This window comes from Stenotrophomonas sp. 3(2025) (assembly GCF_052665395.1).
Genome location: NZ_JBQOIF010000038.1, coordinates 1 through 21,093, shown reverse-complemented (window position 1 = coordinate 21,093; position 21,093 = coordinate 1). Strand labels below are relative to the sequence as shown.

Sequence of the window (21,093 nt, the reverse complement as noted above, 5' to 3'; positions counted from 1 at the left end):
CCCCCGCCCCACCTAGAATGCCCCCATGAGCACTCTGACCTTCCGCGCCGCCACGTCGGCCGACATCCCCGCCCTGATCAGCCTGGTCACCTCGGCCTACCGCGGCGACGCCAGCCGCGTCGGCTGGACCACCGAAGCCGACCTGCTGGACGGCGCCCGCGTCGATGCCGAAGGCATCCAGGGCGACCTGGACCGCCCGCGCTCGACCATCCTGCTGGCCGAACGCGACGGCCAGCTCGTGGCCTGCGCCCACGTCGCCGACGTCGACGGCAAGGGCTACTTCGGCATGTTCTCGGTCGACCCGGCCCAGCAGGGTGGCGGTGTCGGCAAGCAGTTGATGGACGCGGCCGAAGCCCACGCCGCACGCGAATGGAACGTGCCGGTGATGCAGATGACCGTGATCGACATCCGCGACGAACTGATCGCCTTCTACCAGCGCCGCGGCTACCAGCGCACCGGCATCAAGAAGCCGTTCCCGTATGGCGACGAACGTTTCGGCATCCCCAAGCGCGACGACCTGCGCTTCGAGATCCTGGAAAAGCCGCTGGCCGGAGCCACCGCGTGAGCGAGGCCTGGACCTTTGTCTGCGCCGGCGCCGAACTGCTGCCGGGCGAAATGAAGAGCGTCTTCGACGAAGTCACCGGCACGCCGATCGTGGTGTTCAACCTCGACGGCGAACTGTATGCGCTGGAAGACCAGTGCACGCACGAGGAGTTCGAGCTGTCCTCGGGTGAGTTCAACACCGCCGAAGGCAGCGTTGAATGCGTGCTGCATGGCGCGCGCTTCGACGTGCGCGATGGCCGCGCCCTGTGTGCGCCGGCCTATACCGCTGTGCCGAAGTTTCCGGTGAAGCGCGAGCACGACGCCATCTGGACCCGCGACGACCGCGATTGAAGCCCAGGGCATCCACCCATGGGGTGGATCTACTGGAACGGCCTGAGGGCCCTGCCAGGGCCTTTCGGGTCCGCTCCGGGTGGCCTCCCATGCCCGTACATGCGAATCATTATCGTTGATGTTATCCTACGTAACATCTTCGTAACGCCACCGCCTGCGCCATGGCTTCGTCCGCGCCCACTGCCACGCTGTGCCAGCTCGCCCGTCAGGGGTGGCCGCTGCTTGTGGCCGCGCTGCTGACGCTGCTGCTGGGCTGGTCGGCGTTGCACGAAGGGCGTGGCGGCCACGCCACCAACGCCGGCTGGCAGGCGCTTCTGGACAATATGGACCAGGCCGCTCCGCTGCCGGCACCTTCCAGCGACGAATGCCCCCACCACGCTGTGCCGGCCCCGGAGCCTCCGCTGGACGCTGAGGGCAGCACCCCCTGTACCGGCGCTGCGCCGCCGCGTGCTGCGCTGGTGGCGCATGTCCCACTGTGGCACTCCGATGCCCTGCGCTGGCAGCTGCACGACCCCTCGCTGCGCCTGAATCCCGGCCACGCACCTCCGGCACCGCACGCCATCTGAGGGCCCTGCGGCCATTGCCGTGCGCCTCGCCTCGTCTGAACTGCCGCCGGGCATGGCCTGGCACTACCCGAACCTCGCCGCCGCCATCGCGCCATTGAGTCGTGCTGGCCAGCTCTCGCTCATTCCCGATCCACGCCATCGCCAACCTACCCATGACCCACATCAAGACCCGCAAGTACGCACCTCGCGTTTCCGTACTGGCCACCGCCACCCTCGCCGCCGGCTTCGCGCCGCTGGCCGCGCAGGCCGCCGACGACGCCGGCGCCAGGAAGGCCACCGAGCTGGACAAGGTCCAGGTGCGCGGCAGCTGGTTCAACCCGTCCTCGCCGAAGTTCACCGCCGCGCTGCTGGACACCCCGAAGTCGGTCTCGATCGTCTCGGAGAAGCTGATCGCCGAAACCGGCGCGACCAACCTGCAGGATGCGCTGCGCATGGTGCCGGGCATCACCTTCGGCGCCGGCGAAGGCGGCAACCCGACCGGTGACCGCCCCTTCATCCGCGGCTTCGACTCGCAGAGCAACATGTTCGTCGATGGCCTGCGCGACGTCGGTTCGCAGACCCGCGAAGTGTTCGACCTGGAGCAGGTGGAAGTGGTCAAGGGCCCGAGCTCGGCCTACGGCGGTCGTGACTCCGGTGGTGGCAGCCTCAACCTGGTCAGCAAGACCCCGAAGCTGAAGAACGAGACCAATGCCAGCATGGGCATCGGCACCGACAGCTACGCACGCGGCACCGTGGATGCCAACTACGTGCTGGGCGATGGCATCGCCGCACGCCTGAACCTGATGAAGCACGAGTCGGACATTGCCGGTCGTGACGCGGCCAACGTCAGCCGCTGGGGCATCGCGCCGTCGATCGCGTTCGGCCTGAACGGCCCGGCGCAGCTGATCGCCAGCCACTACCACATGCAGAGCGATGACCTGCCCGACGCTGGCGGCTTCCCGTATGGCAACCCGAACGGCGCGCCGGTGTCGAAGTGGGTCGACGGCCGCCCGATGGTACCCGACCGCAACAATTACTACGGCCTGGTGGACCGCGATTTCCAGCGCACCCGCGCCGACATCAGCACGCTGGACGGCAGCTACGACTTCGGCAGCCACAAGCTGCGCAACATCGCGCGCCTGGGCAACACCAGCAACGATTACCTGTGGACCCAGCCGGACGACAGCCAGGGCAACCCGAACAACTACGGCACCTTGTGGCGTCGTACCAACAGCCGCGCCGTCGACGTCAAGAGCTTCGCCGACCAGCTGAGCCTGACCGGCAGCTTCCAGACCGGTGCACTGAAGCACAGCTACAGCGCCGGCGCGGAATACAGCGACGAGAAGATGACCCGTGGCAGCTACCTGATGACCCCGGGCACCAACAATCCGCTGACCAACAGCAGCAAGTGCCCCACCACCGGCGCGGCCACCGGCTACAACTGCACCAGCTTCGACAACCCGAACCCGAACGATCCGTGGGCGGCCACCCATGCGGTGTACCGCAGCGACAAGGCGCTGGACGTCGAGCAGCGCACCAAGACCAAGTCCGCTTACCTGTTCGACACCATCGAACTGAACGCGCAGTGGATGATCAACGTCGGCCTGCGTTACGACGACTTCTCCACCACCCTGACCACCCCGGTGGCCGGCAAGGCGCCGACCCGCGTGCGCAACGACAATGACTTCCTGAATTACCAGGCCGGCATTGTCTTCAAGCCGGCTGCCAACGGCAGCATCTACCTGTCCTACGGCACCTCCTCCACCCCGCCGGGCATGGACGGTGGCGATGGTTCCGATGGTCTCAGCGCGGCCGTAGCCGACCTCAAGCCGCAGGACACCAAGAACCTCGAACTGGGTACCAAGTGGGACCTGTTCGACAACCGCCTGAACCTGACCGCGGCGATCTTCCACACCGTGATGGACAACGCGCGCGTGACCGTCGACAACGGCACCAGCCAGAACGCCGGCAAGAAGGAAATCAACGGCGTGGAACTGGGCTTCACCGGCCAGCTGACCGACGCCTGGAGCCTGTACGGCGGCTACACCTACCTGGATTCGGAACTGAAGGACAACGGCTTCGTCTGCGCCGTGTCCGGCCGCACCTGCCCGTCCAACATCTACGTGCCCTCGCCGTACAACGGCAACGTGTTCCCGAACACCGCCAAGCACAGCGCCACCCTGTGGACCACCTACCGCTTCCCGTTCGGCCTGACCGTCGGCGCCGGCGCCAACTACTCCGACAAGCAGTACGGTGATGTGGCCAACACCAAGTGGATCCCCAGCTACACCCGCTTCGATGCGATGGCCAGCTACGCGATCCAGGACAACATCAGCCTGCAGTTGAACGTGCAGAACCTGACCGACAAGACCTACTTCACCAAGGCCTACGCGTCGCACTACGCGAGCATCGCCCCGGGTCGTTCGGCCACCCTGGCACTGAACGTGAAGTTCTGATGTAACCCGCAGCACCCACGCGGCGGCAGGATCTCCTGCCGCCGTTTTTGTTTCCGGCGATACTCCGCGCATGGCTTCCAACATCCCCTTTGATTCCGACGCCCTGACCGACCTGCTGCTGCACGACCCGCAGGCTGCCTTCGCGCGCGTGCGCGATGCAGCACAGGCCGGGCAGGTGGAGGCGCAACTGCTGCTGGCGCAGATGCACATGGAAGGCAAAGGCACGCCCCAGGACGCTGCTGCGGCCGTGCTCTGGTACGAGACTGCAGCCAACAACGGCGCGCCGATGGCGATGAACATGCTTGGCCGCTGCCATGAGCTGGGCCAGGGCACCACCGCCAATCCTTCGCTCGCAGCGGTCTGGTACCGGCGCGCCGCCGACACCGGCCTGGACTGGGGCCTGTACAACCTGGCCAACCTGCTGGCCACCGGCCGCGGCGTACCACAGGACCGTGCACAGGCACTGACGCTGTACACCCGCGCGGCCCATCTGGGCCACGCCAAATCGATGAACCTGCTGGCCCGGCATCTGGAAGATGGATTGGACACCGGTCGCGATCCGCAGGCTGCACTGGGCTGGTATCGGCGCGCGGCCGAGGCCGGCGATTTCCGTGGCCAGGCCAACTACGCCTCCATCCTTCTGCAGGCCGGTGAGATCGAACAGGCCGTGCACTGGCTGCAGTTGGCGCTGCAGCACGGCAGTCCCGCGTTCATGGCACATATCGTGCCCGAGCTGGCCGCCTCACCCCACCCACAAGTGCGCGCGCTGGTCGCACCGTCTGCTTGCTGAGGACTTCCGCATGCTGCTGCACATCCCCGACATCCTCAGCACCGGACAGGTGGCTGACATCCGCCGCAGGCTCGACGCAGCCGACTGGACCGATGGCCGCGAGACAGTCGGCCACCTCGGCGCGCAGGCCAAGCACAACCAGCAGCTGCCTGAAGCTTCGCCGCTGCGCCGCGAACTGGGCGAAACCATTCTGGTGGCCCTGGCACGGCATCCGCTGTTCTTCAGCGCCGCGCTGCCCTTCAAGTACCTGCCACCGCGCTTCAACCGCTACAGCGGCGGCGGCACCTACGGCTTCCACGTCGATGGCGCGGTGATGAACCTGGCCAACGGCGAGCAGCTGCGCTCGGACATCTCCTGCACGCTGTTCCTGTCCGACCCGGACGAGTACGACGGCGGCGAGCTGATCATCAGTGATACCTACGGCGAGCACGAAGTGAAACTGCCGGCCGGTGATCTGATCGTGTATCCCTCCAGCAGCCTGCACAAGGTCAATCCGGTCACCCGCGGTGCGCGCGTGGCCTCGTTCTTCTGGGTGCAGAGCATGATCCGCGACGATGTGCAGCGTCGTCTGCTGTGGGAGATGGATACTTCCATCGAGCGCCTGCGGCAGACCAATGGCGATGCCGATGCAGTGCTGCAGCTGACCGGCGTGTACCACAACCTGCTGCGACGCTGGAGCGAGGTCTGAACCGATCAGGCCACCCCTGCGGCAATTTGGCAATCATTCTCATTTGCAACGGCTAACGGGTCTCATTACAATCACGCCCCGTTGACGCCGGATGTTCCGGCCAGCCAGGGATCTCCGCTTGCGTCGCCCGTTCCGCCCCCGCCCACTTCGGCTTGTACAGCTCGGCACCGCCATGCGCGGCCGTCGGCCTGCGCTGGCCAGCCTGCTGGCGTGGGTGGCGATGTTGACGCTGTTGCTGGGCACCCTGCCGCTGCTGCCGGTCGCCCATGCTGCCGCGCCGCAGGCGCTGCAGCAGCCGCTGGAAGAGCGCGGCGGCGAAGGCCCTTTGCAGGAAGAAGCGCCGGCCAAACTGCGGCGCTGCGCCTCGGCACCGGCCAAGTCCACGGACAAGCCGATACCGCCGCTGTTGCTGGTCAGCCACTGGCTGCGCACCGAACGTGATCTGGTTCCGTCTGCGTCGGTTCCCTCCGGCGCGCGTCCGCACTGGCCGCTGGCCGTACCGGACATGCCCTGGGCCGATGCGCCCGGGCGCCGCCAGCAACGCGGCCAGGCGCCGCCGCTCGCCTGATCCACGGCACGCCGTGACCGCCTGCGCGGTTGCGACGGCTCGCCGCTGCCTGTTTCGCCCCTGCCGCCCCTGACCGGGCCATCCCTGCCCTGCCGTGCGCGTTCCGCGCCCTGCATCGCGCTGCCCTACATCCTTCGAGGTATCTGCCATGGCCCAGCGCCAGCGTGTCCGTTCGTCCCTGTCCCGCCATCTGTTGACCAGCGCTGTGCTGGCTGCGGTCGCGGCGCCCGCCTACGCCAATGGTGCCGCCAGCGGCGCGCCGCAGACGCTGGACAAGGTGGTGGTGACCGCCTCCGGTTTCGAGCAGAAGGTGGTCGATGCACCGGCCAGCATCAGCGTGGTCAGCCGCGAAGAGCTGAGCAAGCGCCCTTACACCAGCCTGGTCGACGCCCTGCGCGACGTCGAAGGCATCGACGTCGGCCTGGAAGCCACCGACAAGAACGGCCGCGCCACCATCTCCATGCGCGGCCTGCCGTCGGAGTACACCCTGGTGCTGATCGACGGTCGCCGCCAGAGCAACGCCGGCCAGCTGTATCCGAACAACTTCGGTGGTGGCCAGTTCGCCTACCTGCCGCCGCTGGATGCGATCGAGCGCATCGAAGTGGTGCGTGGCCCGATGTCCACGCTGTACGGCTCGGATGCAATGGGCGGCGTCATCAACATCATCACCCGCCGCAACCAGGACAGCTGGCATGGCGCGGTCACCCAAGGCTTCACCGTGCAGCAGGACGACCAGTTCGGCGACGCGCGCAGCACCGATCTGTACCTGAGCGGCCCGCTGGTCAAGGATCGCCTGGGCCTGGCCGTGCGCGGCAGTTACTACGACGCCAAGGCATCCAATCCCGAATGGGATGCACTGACCCTGCCCGACGGCACGCTGTGGGAACGCAGCATCGGTTTCGGTGGCGGCGGCAAGTCGGTGGCCAACACCAACTGGAACACCGGCGTGCGCCTGAACTTCCATGTCAACGACGACCACGAACTGTGGCTGGACTACGACGTCTCACGCCAGAAGTACGACAACAGCGAAGGCCAGACCGGTACCCTCGACAGCCTGGCCAGCCTGTGGCGCGTGGGCAACGCGGTGGTGCCGAACCCGAATGGAAGCGGCACCGTCACCCGCCGCGTGGTGCAGCCGCGCGTGGGCTACACCGCCTACCAGCGCTATGAGCGCGACCAGCTCTCGCTGACCCATCAAGGCCGCTACAGCTTCGGCACCTGGCAGACCTCGCTGACCCACAGCAAGAGCAACAACCTCGGCCGCTCGCTGCCGCTGACGCTGGACGAGCGCGCCGGCCTGCAGACCCTGTGGAACGACGTCTGCCGCCGCACCGGTGCCGCCAACAACTGTGCCGCCGGCCGCAACAACGGCCTGACCGCACTCAACGCCAGCGAACAGGCACGCCTGCAGGCGTTCCTGCCGCGGCCGCTGCGTACCATGGAACTGGAAGGCTACGTGCTGGACACGATGCTCGATCTCGACTTCGGTGCGCACAAGCTGACTGTGGGCGGCCAGTACAACGACACCGACATGGTGGACGGCGTGTTCGGCATGGACGGTGCCGGCTACCGCAGCAACACCAAACAGAAGCACCGCATGTGGGCGCTGTTCGCCGAGGACAACTGGTCGCTGACCGACACCCTGACCGCCACCTTCGGCCTGCGCTACGACGACCACAACATCTTCGGCAGCCACCTCAGCCCGCGCGGCTACCTGGTCTGGAATGCCACCGATGCCTGGACCTTCAAGGGTGGCGTCAGCACCGGCTACAAGACCCCGCGTCCGGACCAGCTGTTCCCCGGCATCACCGGCTTTGGTGGCCAGGGCGTGCTGCCGCTGGTGGGCTCGCCGAACCTGAAGCCGGAAACCAGCACCAACTACGAGCTGGCCGCCTATTACGAGGGCCAGCGCTGGGGCTTCAACGTCACCGGTTTCATCAACAAGTTCGAAGACAAGATCGCCAGCGGCGGCACGTTCCCCAACTGTGAAGTCGCGCCGGCCGGCAGTGGCTACTGCGTGGACATCGGCCCGGGCTGGGCGTCGCTGGGCTACAGCACCTTCACCCAGAGCGTGAACATCGACAAGGCCGAGACACGTGGCGCAGAACTGGCCGGCCACGTCGACCTGCTGGACACCCTGCAGCTGCGCGGCAACTACACCTGGACCAAGAGCGAGCAGACCGCCGGTTCCGGCAAGGGCCTGCCGATCACCGGCACCATGCCGGCCAAGCACATGGCCAACGCCAGCCTCAACTGGCAGCTCAACGATGCCATCAGCCTGTCGTTGATCGGCGAAGGCCGCTACGACCGCTACCGCGACACGATCCTTGATGCCGCCGGTGCCAGTCATACCCGCTACTACGAGGACTACACCCTCTTCCACCTCGGTGGCAGCTGGAAGGCCACGCAGTGGCTGACGGTCAACGCGCGGGTCAACAACGTGTTCGACAAGAACTTCGTCTCGCAGTCGTGCCTGCTGACCAGCCCCAGCGAATACAACTGCGTGGACGACTACGCCACCAAGGACCAGCGCCGCAGCTACTGGATCTCGCTCAACGCGAAGTTCTGACCTTGCGCTGGTGGATGCCGACCTTGGTCGGCACCGCCCCATCCACGCATGGCGTGGATCTACTGCCGTATTGACCTTGGTCGGCACCTCTCCATCCACGCATGGCGTGGATCTACCGACCCGTGGTAGTGCCGGCCGCTGGCCGGCCACCACGCGATGCTTGGCATGGGATTGCCGGCAGCGGCCGGCACTACCCCTTCAGAGATACACAACGACATCTAATTGCGAGCAATTCTCATCAATGATGTAATGGCCAGTATTCATCCGTCCCGAACCGTGCCGTGAGCCGTCCCGCATCTTCCACCGTGCAGCAGCAGAGCCGCGGCTTCTGGCTGCGTACCCTGCACCAGTGGCACTGGATCAGCTCTGCGGTCTGCCTGATCGGCATGCTGCTGTTTGCGGTGACCGGCCTGACGCTGAACCATGCCGCGAAGATCGAGGCCAAGCCACAGGTGCAGAACCAGCACCTGGAACTGCCGGCCGAGCTGCTCGGCGGCCTGGGCTCCCGCGAGGACGGCAATGCACCACTGCCACGCCCGGCCCGGCAATGGCTCGACGATCAGCTGGGCATCTCCATTGGCGGTCGACCCGCCGAATGGTCGGCCGAGGAAATCTATCTGTCACTGCCCCGCCCCGGCGGCGACGCCTGGCTGAGCATCGACCGCGAAACCGGCGCGGTGGAGTACGAATCCACCTCGCGCGGCGCGGTGTCCTATCTCAACGACCTGCACAAGGGCCGCAATGCCGGCCCCGCATGGGGCTGGTTCCTGGACGTGTTCGCCGTCGCCTGCCTGGTGTTCTGCATCACCGGTCTGTTCCTGCTGCACCTGCATGCGCGGCAGCGACGCATGACCTGGCCACTGGTCGGCCTGGGCCTGATGATCCCGCTGCTGATCGCCCTGCTGCTGATCCACTGACTTCCACTGTGTATTCCATCCGTTCTTCCGGAGCCGCCCCATGCGCGTCACCCTGACCATCGCCCTCAGCGGCCTGCTGGCCACCTCGCCGGCTTACGCCACCACCCTCGACATCAACGTCGAAGTGCCCAAGCTCAACGTGGCCGAGTACCACCGCCCGTATGTGGCGGTGTGGCTGGAAGGCGCCGACCAGAAGGTCGCCGCCAACCTGTCGGTCTGGTACCAGCAGACCAGCAACAGCGAAGGCCATGGCACCAAGTGGCTGCCCGACCTGCGCCAGTGGTGGCGCAAGAGCGGCCGCACCCTGCAGGTGCCGGTGGATGGCGTGACCGGCCCGACCCGCCCGGCCGGCAAGCACGCGCTGTCGTTCAACGACAAGCAGCCCGCACTGAAGCAGCTGGCCCCGGGCAACTACACCCTGGTGGTGGAAGCGGTGCGCGAAGTCGGCGGCCGTGAACTGCTGAAGATCCCCTTCACCTGGCCGGCCACCGCCGCACAGAACGGCCGCGCGCAGGGCGCCACCGAACTGGGCCAGGTCACCCTCGCCGTCAAACCGTAATTGCCTGAGCCGGGGTCAGAGCCCTTTCCGCTGGAAAGGGATCCGACCCCATCGCAGCACCCCGGGGGTCGGATCACTTCCGCAGGAAGGGCTCTGACCCCATCAATCATCCTGGAGTCTTCCGCATGAAGCGCACGCTCGTCCTCGCCGCCGCTCTGGCCGCTGCCCTTCCCTTCTCTGCCCTGGCCCACAAGGCCTGGCTGCTGCCCTCGCAGACCGTGATCGCCGGCAACGCGCCGTGGATCACCGTCGACGGTGCGGTCTCCAACGACCTGTTCTATTTCAACCACGTGCCGCTGCGCCTGGAATCGGTGGTGATCACCGCCCCGGACGGCAGCACCGTGCAGGCGCAGAACGCGGCCACCGGCAAGTACCGCAGCGTGTTCGACGTCGAGCTGAAGCAGCAGGGCACCTACCGCATCGCCTCGGTCAACGACGGCCTGTCGGCCACCTATGAGCTGAACGGCGAGCGCAAGCGCTGGCGCGGTACCGCCGCCACCTTCGGCGAACTGCCCAAGGATGCGAAGAAGCTGGAAGTGAGCCAGTCGGTCGGCCGCGTGGAGACCTTCGTCACCAACGGGGCGCCGAACGAAACCGCGCTGAAGCCGACCAACCGCGGCATCGAACTGGTGGCCGTCGGTCACCCGAACGACCTGTTCGCCGGCGAGGAAGCCACCTTCCGCGTATTGGTCGACGGCAAGCCGACCGCAGGCCTGGAGTTCGAGATCGTGCGCGGCGGCACCCGCTACCGCAACGCGCAGGACGAGCAGAAGCTGACCAGCGACGCCAAGGGCGAGATCAAGGTGACCTGGCCGGAAGCCGGCATGTACTGGCTGGAAACCGGCACCGAGGACAAGAAGACCTCGGTCAAGCAGGCCGCCAAGCGCCGCCTCAGCTACGTCGCCACGCTGGAAGTGCTGCCGCAGTAAAGACAGCGCTGCGATACCCGGCACGCCCTGGTATCGCAGCCTGCCACGCATGCCCATGACCTCTACCGCACTCGACATCGCCCGGCTGGGCGGCACCACCATGGGCACCACCTGGAGCGTGTCACTGGTCGTACCGTGCCAGCGCGACCTGCATCCACTGCATGCTGGCATCCAGGCACGTCTGGATGAAGTGGTCGCGCAGATGAGCACCTGGGAAACGGGTTCCAACCTGAGCCGCTACAACCGTTCCGACGCAGGTCAGTACCTCGTGCTTCCCATCGAAACACGCCATGTGTTGGCCTGCGCGCAGGCCATCGCTGCAGCCAGCGGCGGCGCGTTCGACCCCACCGTCGGCCCGCTGGTGGCGCTGTGGGGCTTCGGCGCCCATGCCGGCGCACGGCGCGCACCCGATGCCGCCACGTTGCAGGCAACCCGTGCACGCTGCGGCTGGCAGCGCCTGCACTGGCAGGACGATGCGCTGCTGCAGCCCGGTGGCCTGGAGCTGGATCTCTCGGCGATCGCCAAGGGCTTCGGCGTCGACCACGTCGCCGCCTGGCTGCGCGGCCAGGGTGTCGATGCCGCACTGATTGAAGTCGGCGGGGAACTGGCCGGTTACGGCCGCAAGCCCGACGGCCAGCCATGGCGCGTGCTGGTGGAGTCGGCGCCGGAAGAAGATGCCCACACCGATACGCCACCGCGTGTCCTGGCGCTGGACGGAAAGGCGGTGGCCACCTCCGGCGATCGCTGGCACCACTATCACGACGATGACGTGGCCTACAGCCACAGCCTTGACCCGCGCAGCGGCACGCCGGTACGGCAGGTCGCAGCCGCCGTCACCGTGGTCGCCAGCGACGCGATGCACGCTGACGCGTGGGCCACCGCGCTGACGGTGCTCGGCCGCGACGCAGGCATCGCGCTGGCAGAGCGTGAGGGGCTGGCCGCACGCTACCTGGAACGCACCACCACCGGCCCACGCGAAACCCTCAGCAGCGCCTTCCAGCAGCTGCTGGATGAGCAGGCTGGATGAGCATGCGTTTCCCGCGCGCGACCGTTGGCAACGTCATGTTGCTGGCCCTGCTGGCCGTGATCGGCGGGGCACTGCTGCGCCTGCACCTGGGCGAAGCGTGGTGGCAGGGTGCACCGCCGGCCCGGCAATGGGGCATCGCGCTGGCCGCCACCGCGCTGTATCTGCTGGCGTGTGGCGTGCTGTGGTGGCGCAGCCGTCCACGCGACGACACGCCCGAAGGCGGCGACCCACCGATGCTGCTGGCCTGGTCCAGCCAGACCGGCTTCGCCCGCGAACTGGCCGAGAGCAGTGCGCAGGCTCTGCGCTCAGCCGGCATGCCGGTGCGCCTGCGCGGACTGCACGAAGTCGATGCCACACTGCTGGCGGACAGCGCGCGTGCACTGTTCATCGTCAGCACCACCGGCGAAGGCGATGCACCCGACCACGCCCTGCCCTTCCTGCGCAAGGTGATGGGCACGCCGCCGCCGCTGCACCATGTGCAGTACGGGGTACTCGCACTGGGCGATCGCAGCTACGGGCATTTCTGCGCGTTCGGCCACCAGCTGCACGACTGGCTGCGCCAGCACGGAGCACATCCGCTGTTCGATGCCATTGAAGTCGACAACGCCGATCCAGCTGCCCTGCGCCACTGGCAGCAACTGCTTGGCCAGCTCGGCGGCGGCGCGAGCGAACTTCCCGATTGGACACCGGCCGAGTGTCAGCCGTGGACATTGCTGCAGCGTACCCACCTCAACCCCGGCAGCGCCGGTGGTCCGGTCCATTGGCTGCGCCTGCAGCCCCCGACCGGCAGCGGCGCACAGTGGCAGGCCGGTGACATCGCCGAAGTCGGTCCGCAGCATGCCGAACAGAGCACGCGCGACTGGCTGCAGACGCAGGGCTTCGATGCGGACACCGTGTTGGACGACGGCACTACGCTGCTCGCCCGCGTTGCGCGCTCGCACCTGCCGTCATTGGTTGCAGCAGGCGATCTGCCTGGGCTGCTGGCGGCACTGCAGCCCCTGCCCCATCGCGAATACTCCATCGCCTCGGTGATGGACGACGGCGCGGTGGAACTGCTGCTGCGCCGGCAGCTGCGTGCCGATGGCACGCCGGGCATCGGCAGTGGCTGGCTGTGCGACCACGCCGCCATCGGCGGGCCGGTTCAGATGCGCCTGCGCCGCAACGAGAATTTCCATGGCGTCGGCGCCGATGTTCCACTGCTGCTGATCGGCAACGGCACTGGTATCGCCGGCCTGCGCGCACACCTGCACGAACGCGCACGCATTGGCGGTGGCCGCACCTGGCTGTTGTTCGGCGAACGCTCGGCCGCGCATGACTTCCACTTCGGCGATGAACTACGGGCGATGCTCGGCAACGGCACGCTGACCCGCCTGGATACGGTATTCAGCCGTGATGGCGGCACACATCGCTACGTGCAGGATCGCCTGCTGGCCGAAGCATCCACGCTGCGGCAGTGGGTCGATGACGGCGCGACGATCCTGGTGTGCGGCAGCCTGCAGGGCATGGCCCCGGCAGTGGATACGGTGATCGAGCAGGTGCTCGGTGCCGACGGCAAGGAAGCGCTGCTGCTGGCCGGTCGTTACCGGCGCGACGTGTATTGAGCGAACGCGTGGGGCAAATTGCCTCCTGGTGGGTGCGAACCTTGGTTCGCACCCTGCTGCGGCATCGGTTGCCGCATCCACGCATGGCGTGGATCTACGCGGATCCAGGGTGACAACCATGCTGCAGTAGATCCACGCCATGCGTGGATGATTGCTTCCGGGCGCCGACGCTGGCTCAGCCGCCCGCCGCGCTCACCCGTATCGCCAGCAACTCGCCACCGCCCTGCAATGCATGCCGCTGACGCTCACCGGCGGCCAACCACGCGGTATCGCCGGCCTGCATCGCAGGCAATCCGCTGTCCGCGCCGAACATGGCCTGCCCGCCCAACAGGTGCAGGGCCCAGGCCACGCCCGGCTCGCAGAAGAAGAACATCGGCCCGACCAGTGGACGATGCAGCAGCTCGGCCTGCAGCAGCCCGCGCTTCCACATCAGGTTGAAATCGTGGGTGGTGCCGTCCACCAGCTCGCCGTGCAGCGCAGTTTCACCGGCAAAACGCACGCGCCCATGCGGTGGCAGCACCTCGGCTACGCGGCCGTCCTCGAAACGCAGGCGCACGCCATTGCCCTGCAGCAGCACCAGTTCGCGTTCGACGCCCGGGAATGCGGAAAACGCGGCGTCCTGCTCGATCTCGGCCACCGACAGGCGCAACGCCCAATCATCGCCCTGCGCTGGCAACCGCAGGATCTCGCGGGTCCAGCCGAGGCCGTTGCGCCAGCGTTCGCGGCGGTAGTCCAGGCTGGAAATCACCTGGCTCGGGGTCTGCAACAGGGAGTCGATGTTCATGCGCGCATTGCATCATGCCGCGCGCCGCAACGCATCAACGCGTTGCAAGACCCGCAGCCGTACCGCAATCGCCGCCCAGCAGCTGTGAGTGCTTGAGCCAGTCCTTGTCGGGGTAGTACGCAAACACCATCGTGCCGCCTCGCAACGCGTCGATCAGCGGCTTGGCCACCGACAACCGCACCGCCGGGCAGCCCAGACTGCGCCCCAACCGCCCCTGCAACTGCGCAGTGGACGGATTCACATACGGCGCACCGTGGATGACGATGGCGCGCTCGCGTGCACGATCGTTGAACCCCGGCTCCAACCCTGCCAGCCGCAGCGAGTAGCCGTTGCCGCCCATGTAGGTTTCCTGCGCGGTGAACGCACCGATGCTGGACATGAAGCTGCCATCGCGGTTGGAGAAATGTTCGGTGCGGTTCTCGCCGCTGTTGCGGCCGTGCGCCACCCACTCCTCGAACAACAGCCGCTGGCGGGCCAGGTCGAAGACCCACATGCGCGGCTCGGTGGACGGCCGCGAGTAATCGATCACGCTCAGGCGTTCACTGCTGACTCCCAGCTCCGGCCGCTGCAGTGCGCAGCGCATGGCGTGGGCAGCCAACTGCAGAACCCGACGGTCGGCCTTGGGCGCGGTGCGTGCCAGCTGCGCGGCGAGGTCGTCGGCGCTGATGGCGGCAATGGGCGTCTGTGCCCCGGCCGGGGCGCTGGCAGTGGTTGCCAGCAGGCCAAGGGCGGCCAGCCGGCACAGGCGGGAAGCAGACATGGGCACGTCGGGAGGTCTCAGGATCCCTTGAGGGTGGACGCTGGCGGCTCCGATTCCAAGACCGGCTGCATTCCCGATTCAGCCGCGCTTGGGCGCACCGCCGGCAGCGACGTCACCAGCAGGGTCGTGCCCGGCACCAGCACCTGGTACAGCTGGCGGGCGAAATCGGCCGGCAGGGCCATCGGCAACGACGGCGTGGCCAGCAGGTCCGGCGTGGCCTGGGCGCGGTCCTGGCCGAGCAGCGGATAGGCCGTCCACTGGTGCAGGCGCTGCTGTGCATCAAGCGGGCTGGGCGTATCGCTGTAGCCCTGGCCCATCACGAACAGGGTGGTGCCCTGGAACGCTGGCAGCGCGTCGGCCTTCAGCGGCGACTCACCGATCATCACGCCATCGCGCAGCACGTACAGGCGCTGGTCGTGCAGGCTGACCAGGATGCCGACCTGGCCACTGGGTGCGGCCGCATCATCCCACCAGGCCTTGTCGGGAGCACCGCCCTCGCCTTCCGGCAGGGCCTGGCCGCGTGCATTCACCGGCGCCAGCACCGCCGGATAGGCCAGCGTCATCGGCGCGCTCTTGGCATCGGCCACGACCACCGTATCGCCGCGCTTGGTTTCGCTGAACAGCTTCTGGGCGAAGGCCTGCGGCAGGCGCACGCAGCCATGCGAGGCCGGGTGCCCGGGCAGGCTGCCGCCGTGAAGGGCGATGCCGTCCCAGGTCAGCCGCTGCATGTACGGCATGGGCGCGCTGTTGTAGAGGTTGGAGCGGTGGTCCTTGTCCTTCTGCAGGATGGTGAACACACCGGTCGGCGTCTCATGGCCGGTCTTGCCCGAGCTGATCGTGGTCAGGCCGATGGCAATGCCATTGCGGTACACGTAAGCCCGTTGCTCATCCAGGCTCACCACCAGCACGATCGGACCGGCCGGCGAGACTTCCGGATGCCACAGGTACTCGCCCGGCTTGAGGTCGGTCGGTCCGCGTACTTCGGAGGTCGTGGCCGCAACGGGCCTGGAGGGGGCGGCCGCCTGTGCGGCGCACGGCAGTGCCAAGGCCACGGCGAGCAGCAAGGTCAAACGGTGCAGGTGCATCCAGCCGGTTCCATTCCATGCGAAGTCCCCACCGTACACCATGGGCACGTCGCAGCCGCGCCAAAAGAAATTGCCCGGCGACACAGCCATGTGTCGTACCGGGCAATCGTCACGTCCCTGTCGGCCTGCTGCCACCCCCTCGCATCCTGCGAAGCGGGGGCGGCGTTGCATCCTGCACGCGGCCGCGTCTGTCCTGTTTGTATCTCAGCCCCTTCCACAGGTCTGTGATGCCACCATCCTGGTGATTGGTGCCGCATCCCTGCGACGGTCGGCGGCTGCAGCCATCCTGTCCGCAGCCATTGAACCTGCATCCTGCAGATTCCGACGATTCCTGTTGTCAGCGCCTGGGTACGGTTCGCACCGGTACCGATCCGGGTACCGGATCCGCAGGCAACATCGTGTTGCCAACGGTGATCCGTCGTCGATTCCGTTCGACGATCGATGTCCCTATCCCCTTCACCTGCGTCAGGTCCTCGACGCGGTGAAACGGGCCGTGTCTGCGCCGGTGCTCGACGATCGCCGCAGCCTTGGTGGCCCCGACCATCGTCAATCCCTGCTGCAGCGCCTGGGCATCGGCCCGGTTGATGTCGATCGGCTCGGCAGCTTGCGCCGCCGCGATCCACACTCCCAGCACCAGCACCCTAAACACGACAAACCAAGGCACGACGTGTATCTCCTTGTGGTTCTGACCGTCCCGACTGGCAATCCCGTCGGTCGAAACAGTGTCCGTCACCACATGCACACAGCGTATAGGGTTCACGGATTTCTAAAAGCCAGCCAAATACCCGACGTGATGTAGGGAAAACCCTACCCTTGGCCGAGGCGTAGAATGGGCGGATCAGCCATGCAACCGGAGTTTCAGATGGACAGCGCCAAGCTCGGCCAATTCGTCAATGACAAGTGGGACAGCGAAATCGTCCCGCAGTTGGTCGACTACATCCGCATTCCCAACAAGTCGCCGATGTTCGACGCCAACTGGGTGCAGAACGGCTACATGGATCAGGCGGTCACCCTGATGGAAACCTGGGCCAAGGCCCAGGACCTGCCCGGCCTGAAGGTCGAAGTGGTACGCCTGGAAGGCCGTACCCCGCTGATTCTGCTGGAAATTCCGGCTACCGGCGCCGAAACCGGCGACGACACCATCCTGCTCTACGGGCACCTGGACAAGCAGCCGGAGATGACCGGCTGGGACGACGACCTGGGCCCGTGGACCCCGGTCCTGCGTGGCGACAAGCTGTATGGCCGTGGCGGTGCCGATGACGGTTACGCCATCTTCGGCTCGCTGGCCGCCGTACTGGCACTGCAGGCCCAGGGCCTGCCGCATGCCCGCTGCGTGGTGCTGATTGAAGCCTGTGAAGAGTCGGGCAGCTACGACCTGCCGGCCTACGTGGACCATCTGGCTGACCGCATCGGCAAGCCGTCGCTGGTGGTCTGCCTGGATTCGGGCTGTGCCAACTACGACCAGCTATGGTGCACCACCTCGCTGCGCGGCCTGACCGGCGGCAACTTCTCGGTGAAGGTGCTCAACGAAGGCGTGCACTCCGGTGATGCCTCCGGCGTGGTCCCGTCCAGCTTCCGCCTGCTGCGCCAGCTGCTGTCGCGCATCGAGGACCAGGACACCGGCCGCATCCTGATCGACGGCATGAACGTGGAGATCCCGGCCGAGCGGCTGGAACAGGCCAAGCGTGCCGCCGACGTGGTCGACACCGCGATCTTCGAGAAATTCCCGCTGGTCGATGGCCTCAAGCCGATGAACGACGACCTGACCGAGCTGGTGCTCAACCGCACCTGGCGCCCTGCCCTCTCGGTGACCGGCATCGGCGGCATGCCGCCGCTGGAATCGGCCGGCAACGTGCTGCGCCCGCATACCGCAGTGAAGCTGTCGCTGCGCCTGCCGCCCACTGCCGACGGCAAGACCTGCGGCGAGCTGCTGAAGGAAGCGCTGCTGCGCGATCCGCCGAACGGCGCGCAGGTCACCCTGGACCTGGAAAAGGCCTCCACCGGCTGGAACGCGCCGGCGATGGCACCGTGGCTGACCAAGGCCATCGACGATGCCAGCCAGACCTTCTTCGGCAAGCCGGCGATGTACATGGGTGAAGGCGGCTCGATCCCGTTCATGGGCATGCTGGGCGAGAAGTTCCCGGGCGCCCAGTTCATGATCACCGGCGTGCTCGGCCCGCACTCCAATGCCCACGGCCCGAACGAGTTCCTGCACATCCCGATGGGCAAGAAGGTCACCGCGTGCGTGTCCAAGGTGATCAGCGAGCACTACGCGGCCAGCCTGCGTGGCGAGACCAGCGGTTCGCCGGTGGCCGCCGACAGCGGCACCCGCCACGGTGACCACGGCTGCTGCTGATCCATCACGCAGTGACGGACGCAGCCTGGCCTTGCTAGGCTGCGTCCAACCTTCCAGAGCACTGATCGCATGAACGGTCTGTTTGGCAGCACCAGCTGGCTCTACATCATCCTGGTCGGCTTCTTCGTCGGCCTGCTGGGACGCTTCTTCATGCCCGGCAACAACCGCATGGGCTGCCTGCTGACCATCGTGCTGGGCATCATCGGCGCGCTGCTGGCCGGCTGGTTCGGCCAGTACATGGGCTGGTACGCGCCCGGTGAACCGGCCGGCTTCCTCGGCGCGGTGCTGGGTGCGGTGGTCGTGCTGGCGATCCTGCGCCTGTTCAGCGGCCGCCGCTGAGCCGCCCTCTCTTTTTCCCATTCCGCCCCCGACGTTGGCGCGCCCGGCGCGCCCGGATCTGCCTGCATGACCGAACCCGCCTCCGATCCCCAGCGCAGCGCACAGCGCCTGCAGTGGGCCCGTACCCAGCTTGACGATGGCAACGCCGTGGTCGAACGCGCCTCGGTCGACGCCGGCATGCGCAGCTACTGGCGCACCACCAGCCAGCGCGGCAGCCACATCGTGATGGACGCTCCGCCGGGACTGGAAGATCCGCGGCCGTGGCTGCGCATGCGCGGCCTGCTGCACGATCACGGCCTGCGCGTGCCCGCCCTGCTTGCCCAGGACCTCGACGCCGGCTTCCTGCTGCTGGAAGACCTGGGTGGCCCGACGCTGGCCAAGATCCTCGACGAACGCAATGCCGACGCGTGGTTCAGCCGATCCATCGATCAGCTGCTGCGCCTGCAGGCCATCCCGGTGCCGGGCGATTTCGGCCGGTTCGGCGAAGCGCTGCTGCAGCGTGATGCGGGCCTGTTCGACGAGTGGTTCCTGCAACGCCATCTTGGCCTTGAACTGGACTGCGGCGAGATCGAAGGCCTGCAGCTGGTGCACCGTCGGCTGATGGACAACGCGCTGGGCCAGGCCCAGCTGATGACCCACCGCGACTACATGCCGCGCAACCTGATGCCGGTGGATGGCGGCCCGGCAGTGCTGGATTTCCAGGACCTGGTGCGTGGCCCGATCGCCTACGACGCGGTAAGTCTGTTCAAGGATGCCTTCCTGAGCTGGCCGCTGCAGCGCGTGGACGAATGGCTGGCGCAGTATCACCAGCGCGCACGCGATGCCGGCCTGCCGGTACCCGACCGTGCCACCTTCCTGCGCGATGCCGACTGGATGGGCATCCAGCGCCACGTGAAGATCCTCGGCCTGTTCTGCCGCCTGCGTTACCGCGACAACAAGGGCCACTACCTGGACGATGCGCCGCGCTTCATCGCCTACCTCGATGAAGTACTGCCGAGGTACCGCGAACTGGCGCCCCTGCAGCAGTTGCTGGAAACGCGCATCAAACCGGCGCTGGCCGAGTTGGCCGCGCCGATGCGCGTGCAGCGCTGAAGGCCGCATCGATGAAGGCACTGATTTTTGCTGCGGGTCTGGGCGAACGCATGCGTCCGCTCACCCTGCACACGCCCAAGCCGCTGCTGGCGGTGGCCGGCAAACCCCTGATCGTGTGGCATCTGGAGCGGTTGGCTGCACTCGGCGTCCACGACGTGGTGATCAACACCGCGTGGCTCGCCGAGCAGTTCCCGGCCGCATTGGGCGATGGCAGCCAGTGGGGCCTGCGCCTGCATTTCATGCACGAAGGCGATACCCCGCTGGAAACCGGTGGCGGCATCCTCAATGCACTGCCGGCGCTGGGGGACGATCCGTTCCTGGTAGTGAACGGCGATATCTGGACCGATTTCGATTTCGCCACGCTGCCGCGTGAACCGGCCGGCCAAGCGCATCTGGTGCTGGTCGACAACCCGGCGCAGCACCCCAATGGCGACTACCGGCTGGACGCGCACGGTGTGCTGCATCATGACCGCGAAGGCCCGTGCCTGACGTATGCGGGCATCGGCGTCTATCGCCCGTCGATCGTGGCCGATTGGCGCGCGGTGATCGGCCAGGCACCGGGCAGCGAGCGTGTGCCACCGAAGTTTTCGGTGGTGCCGTTGCAGAAGCATTTCATGGCACAGGGGTTGATGACGGGGCAGCACCATCGCGGGCGCTGGACCGATGTCGGGACCGTTGATCGCCTGCATGCGCTGGATGCGGAGTTGACCGCGAACGGCTGAGCCCCTCGTGGTGGGTCGCGCAGAGCGGATCGCGTGCTTGGCCGGACGGTTGGGCCATGCAGGGGACGCTGCAAGTACGTCCATGTAAGCTCGATGGCGCCATCCATGGCGTCAACGCCCCTGCATGGCCCACCCGCCCGACCTCTGACAGTCTGCGTGTGGGTCCAGCCACGGAAAAGAAGGAAAAGCAGAAGCGGGTCGCCTCGCTGCGCTTGCTCTGGTGACGACCAACGGTCGTCACCCACCAAAAGCCGAGCACGTCGGATCCAGGGCAGTCCTTCCCCGGAAAATCTCATCCACGCATGCCGTGGATCTACTTGTCGCCATCATGGCGGCAACGCCCCTGCATGGCCCACCCGCCCGACCTCTGACAGTCTGCGTGTGGGTCCAGCCACGGAAAAGAAGGAAAAGC

General features: G+C 67.0%; 21 protein-coding genes. 17 read left to right on the top strand and 4 right to left on the bottom strand.

Features of this window, described 5'->3' with window-relative positions:
- The first annotated feature begins 25 nt into the window (after positions 1-25).
- The 13 genes from ACUXVE_RS19590 (at position 26) to ACUXVE_RS19530 (ending at position 13,543) form a co-directional block, all read left to right on the top strand.
- The gene (locus tag ACUXVE_RS19590) at positions 26-565 is read left to right on the top strand and encodes a GNAT family N-acetyltransferase (protein ID WP_445514994.1); all 540 of its coding nucleotides are present in this window, start codon (positions 26-28) and stop codon (positions 563-565) included.
- Positions 562-894 carry a non-heme iron oxygenase ferredoxin subunit gene (locus ACUXVE_RS19585; protein WP_025873985.1) on the top strand — a complete coding sequence of 111 codons (333 nt, stop codon included), beginning with the start codon at positions 562-564 and terminating at the stop codon, positions 892-894. The genes ACUXVE_RS19590 and ACUXVE_RS19585 overlap by 4 nt, the downstream gene beginning before the upstream one ends.
- 161 nt (positions 895-1,055) lie before the next feature.
- A complete protein-coding gene (locus ACUXVE_RS19580) occupies positions 1,056-1,460 on the top strand; it encodes a hypothetical protein (protein ID WP_445514993.1) in 405 nt (134 codons plus the stop codon).
- 152 nt (positions 1,461-1,612) lie between these two features.
- On the top strand, positions 1,613-3,895 hold the full coding sequence (locus ACUXVE_RS19575; protein ID WP_445514992.1) for a TonB-dependent receptor: 2,283 nt from the start codon (positions 1,613-1,615) through the stop codon (positions 3,893-3,895).
- A gap of 70 nt (positions 3,896-3,965) precedes the next feature.
- Positions 3,966-4,685 carry a tetratricopeptide repeat protein gene (locus tag ACUXVE_RS19570; protein WP_445514991.1) on the top strand — a complete coding sequence of 240 codons (720 nt, stop codon included), beginning with the start codon at positions 3,966-3,968 and terminating at the stop codon, positions 4,683-4,685.
- A 10-nt stretch (positions 4,686-4,695) separates the two neighbouring features.
- Positions 4,696-5,373, top strand: coding sequence for a Fe2+-dependent dioxygenase (locus tag ACUXVE_RS19565; protein WP_445514990.1), 678 nt, complete (start codon positions 4,696-4,698; stop codon positions 5,371-5,373).
- 172 nt (positions 5,374-5,545) lie between these two features.
- Complete coding sequence (locus ACUXVE_RS19560) at positions 5,546-5,941, top strand: hypothetical protein (protein WP_445514989.1); 396 nt, start codon at positions 5,546-5,548, stop codon at positions 5,939-5,941.
- A gap of 148 nt (positions 5,942-6,089) precedes the next feature.
- Positions 6,090-8,510, top strand: coding sequence for a TonB-dependent receptor domain-containing protein (locus tag ACUXVE_RS19555; RefSeq protein ID WP_445514988.1), 2,421 nt, complete (start codon positions 6,090-6,092; stop codon positions 8,508-8,510).
- Positions 8,511-8,791: 281 nt separating this feature from the next.
- Positions 8,792-9,427 (top strand): PepSY-associated TM helix domain-containing protein, encoded by a 636-nt coding sequence (locus ACUXVE_RS19550; protein WP_033830536.1) that lies wholly within the window; start codon positions 8,792-8,794, stop codon positions 9,425-9,427.
- 40 nt (positions 9,428-9,467) lie between these two features.
- The gene (locus ACUXVE_RS19545) at positions 9,468-9,986 is read left to right on the top strand and encodes a DUF2271 domain-containing protein (RefSeq protein WP_032975835.1); all 519 of its coding nucleotides are present in this window, start codon (positions 9,468-9,470) and stop codon (positions 9,984-9,986) included.
- 125 nt (positions 9,987-10,111) lie between these two features.
- Entirely contained in the window at positions 10,112-10,915 is an 804-nt protein-coding gene (locus ACUXVE_RS19540) for a DUF4198 domain-containing protein (protein ID WP_445514987.1), read from the top strand.
- A 55-nt stretch (positions 10,916-10,970) separates the two neighbouring features.
- Entirely contained in the window at positions 10,971-11,942 is a 972-nt protein-coding gene (locus ACUXVE_RS19535; RefSeq protein WP_445514986.1) for an FAD:protein FMN transferase, read from the top strand.
- The gene (locus ACUXVE_RS19530; RefSeq protein WP_445514985.1) at positions 11,939-13,543 is read left to right on the top strand and encodes a sulfite reductase subunit alpha; all 1,605 of its coding nucleotides are present in this window, start codon (positions 11,939-11,941) and stop codon (positions 13,541-13,543) included. Before ACUXVE_RS19535 ends, ACUXVE_RS19530 begins: the two co-directional genes overlap by 4 nt.
- 175 nt (positions 13,544-13,718) lie before the next feature.
- Here the strand turns inward: ACUXVE_RS19530 and ACUXVE_RS19525 are convergent, their stop codons facing one another.
- The 4 genes from ACUXVE_RS19525 to ACUXVE_RS19510 all read right to left on the bottom strand — a co-directional run bounded on the left by ACUXVE_RS19525 (position 13,719) and on the right by ACUXVE_RS19510 (position 16,836).
- Positions 13,719-14,327, bottom strand: a complete 609-nt coding sequence (locus tag ACUXVE_RS19525; protein WP_222390430.1) for a HutD/Ves family protein — start codon at positions 14,325-14,327, stop codon at positions 13,719-13,721.
- Positions 14,328-14,361: 34 nt separating this feature from the next.
- Positions 14,362-15,087: a murein L,D-transpeptidase catalytic domain family protein gene (locus ACUXVE_RS19520; protein ID WP_025873996.1), complete on the bottom strand. Its 726-nt coding sequence runs from the start codon at positions 15,085-15,087 to the stop codon at positions 14,362-14,364.
- A gap of 17 nt (positions 15,088-15,104) precedes the next feature.
- Positions 15,105-16,172: a L,D-transpeptidase gene (locus tag ACUXVE_RS19515; RefSeq protein ID WP_445514984.1), complete on the bottom strand. Its 1,068-nt coding sequence runs from the start codon at positions 16,170-16,172 to the stop codon at positions 15,105-15,107.
- Between the two features lie 337 nt (positions 16,173-16,509).
- The gene (locus ACUXVE_RS19510; protein ID WP_261311946.1) at positions 16,510-16,836 is read right to left on the bottom strand and encodes a ComEA family DNA-binding protein; all 327 of its coding nucleotides are present in this window, start codon (positions 16,834-16,836) and stop codon (positions 16,510-16,512) included.
- Between the two features lie 198 nt (positions 16,837-17,034).
- On the opposite strand from ACUXVE_RS19510, the gene ACUXVE_RS19505 reads away from it, so the two are divergent.
- The 4 genes from ACUXVE_RS19505 to murU all read left to right on the top strand — a co-directional run bounded on the left by ACUXVE_RS19505 (position 17,035) and on the right by murU (position 20,681).
- Complete coding sequence (locus tag ACUXVE_RS19505) at positions 17,035-18,528, top strand: M20 family metallopeptidase (protein ID WP_222390432.1); 1,494 nt, start codon at positions 17,035-17,037, stop codon at positions 18,526-18,528.
- 69 nt (positions 18,529-18,597) lie between these two features.
- Positions 18,598-18,867, top strand: coding sequence for a GlsB/YeaQ/YmgE family stress response membrane protein (locus tag ACUXVE_RS19500; protein WP_025874000.1), 270 nt, complete (start codon positions 18,598-18,600; stop codon positions 18,865-18,867).
- Positions 18,868-18,933: 66 nt separating this feature from the next.
- Complete coding sequence (locus tag ACUXVE_RS19495) at positions 18,934-19,959, top strand: aminoglycoside phosphotransferase family protein (RefSeq protein ID WP_445514983.1); 1,026 nt, start codon at positions 18,934-18,936, stop codon at positions 19,957-19,959.
- A gap of 11 nt (positions 19,960-19,970) precedes the next feature.
- Positions 19,971-20,681 (top strand): N-acetylmuramate alpha-1-phosphate uridylyltransferase MurU, encoded by a 711-nt coding sequence (murU, locus tag ACUXVE_RS19490; protein WP_093817557.1) that lies wholly within the window; start codon positions 19,971-19,973, stop codon positions 20,679-20,681.
- The last annotated feature ends 412 nt before the right edge of the window (positions 20,682-21,093 follow it).

Bases quoted from the DNA above. Each gene is read 5' to 3' on its own strand.
- ACUXVE_RS19570 (WP_445514991.1), top strand. From the start codon at position 3,966: ATGGCTTCCAACATCCCCTTTGATTCCGACGCCCTGACCGACCTGCTG.
- ACUXVE_RS19535 (WP_445514986.1), top strand. From the start codon at position 10,971: ATGACCTCTACCGCACTCGACATCGCCCGGCTGGGCGGCACCACCATG.
- ACUXVE_RS19590 (WP_445514994.1), top strand. From the start codon at position 26: ATGAGCACTCTGACCTTCCGCGCCGCCACGTCGGCCGACATCCCCGCC.
- ACUXVE_RS19500 (WP_025874000.1), top strand. From the start codon at position 18,598: ATGAACGGTCTGTTTGGCAGCACCAGCTGGCTCTACATCATCCTGGTC.
- ACUXVE_RS19515 (WP_445514984.1), bottom strand. From the start codon at position 16,172: ATGCACCTGCACCGTTTGACCTTGCTGCTCGCCGTGGCCTTGGCACTG.
- ACUXVE_RS19520 (WP_025873996.1), bottom strand. From the start codon at position 15,087: ATGTCTGCTTCCCGCCTGTGCCGGCTGGCCGCCCTTGGCCTGCTGGCA.
- ACUXVE_RS19545 (WP_032975835.1), top strand. From the start codon at position 9,468: ATGCGCGTCACCCTGACCATCGCCCTCAGCGGCCTGCTGGCCACCTCG.
- ACUXVE_RS19530 (WP_445514985.1), top strand. From the start codon at position 11,939: ATGAGCATGCGTTTCCCGCGCGCGACCGTTGGCAACGTCATGTTGCTG.
- ACUXVE_RS19540 (WP_445514987.1), top strand. From the start codon at position 10,112: ATGAAGCGCACGCTCGTCCTCGCCGCCGCTCTGGCCGCTGCCCTTCCC.
- ACUXVE_RS19580 (WP_445514993.1), top strand. From the start codon at position 1,056: ATGGCTTCGTCCGCGCCCACTGCCACGCTGTGCCAGCTCGCCCGTCAG.
- ACUXVE_RS19525 (WP_222390430.1), bottom strand. From the start codon at position 14,327: ATGAACATCGACTCCCTGTTGCAGACCCCGAGCCAGGTGATTTCCAGC.
- ACUXVE_RS19575 (WP_445514992.1), top strand. From the start codon at position 1,613: ATGACCCACATCAAGACCCGCAAGTACGCACCTCGCGTTTCCGTACTG.
- ACUXVE_RS19560 (WP_445514989.1), top strand. From the start codon at position 5,546: ATGCGCGGCCGTCGGCCTGCGCTGGCCAGCCTGCTGGCGTGGGTGGCG.
- ACUXVE_RS19495 (WP_445514983.1), top strand. From the start codon at position 18,934: ATGACCGAACCCGCCTCCGATCCCCAGCGCAGCGCACAGCGCCTGCAG.
- ACUXVE_RS19565 (WP_445514990.1), top strand. From the start codon at position 4,696: ATGCTGCTGCACATCCCCGACATCCTCAGCACCGGACAGGTGGCTGAC.
- ACUXVE_RS19505 (WP_222390432.1), top strand. From the start codon at position 17,035: ATGGACAGCGCCAAGCTCGGCCAATTCGTCAATGACAAGTGGGACAGC.
- ACUXVE_RS19555 (WP_445514988.1), top strand. From the start codon at position 6,090: ATGGCCCAGCGCCAGCGTGTCCGTTCGTCCCTGTCCCGCCATCTGTTG.
- murU (WP_093817557.1), top strand. From the start codon at position 19,971: ATGAAGGCACTGATTTTTGCTGCGGGTCTGGGCGAACGCATGCGTCCG.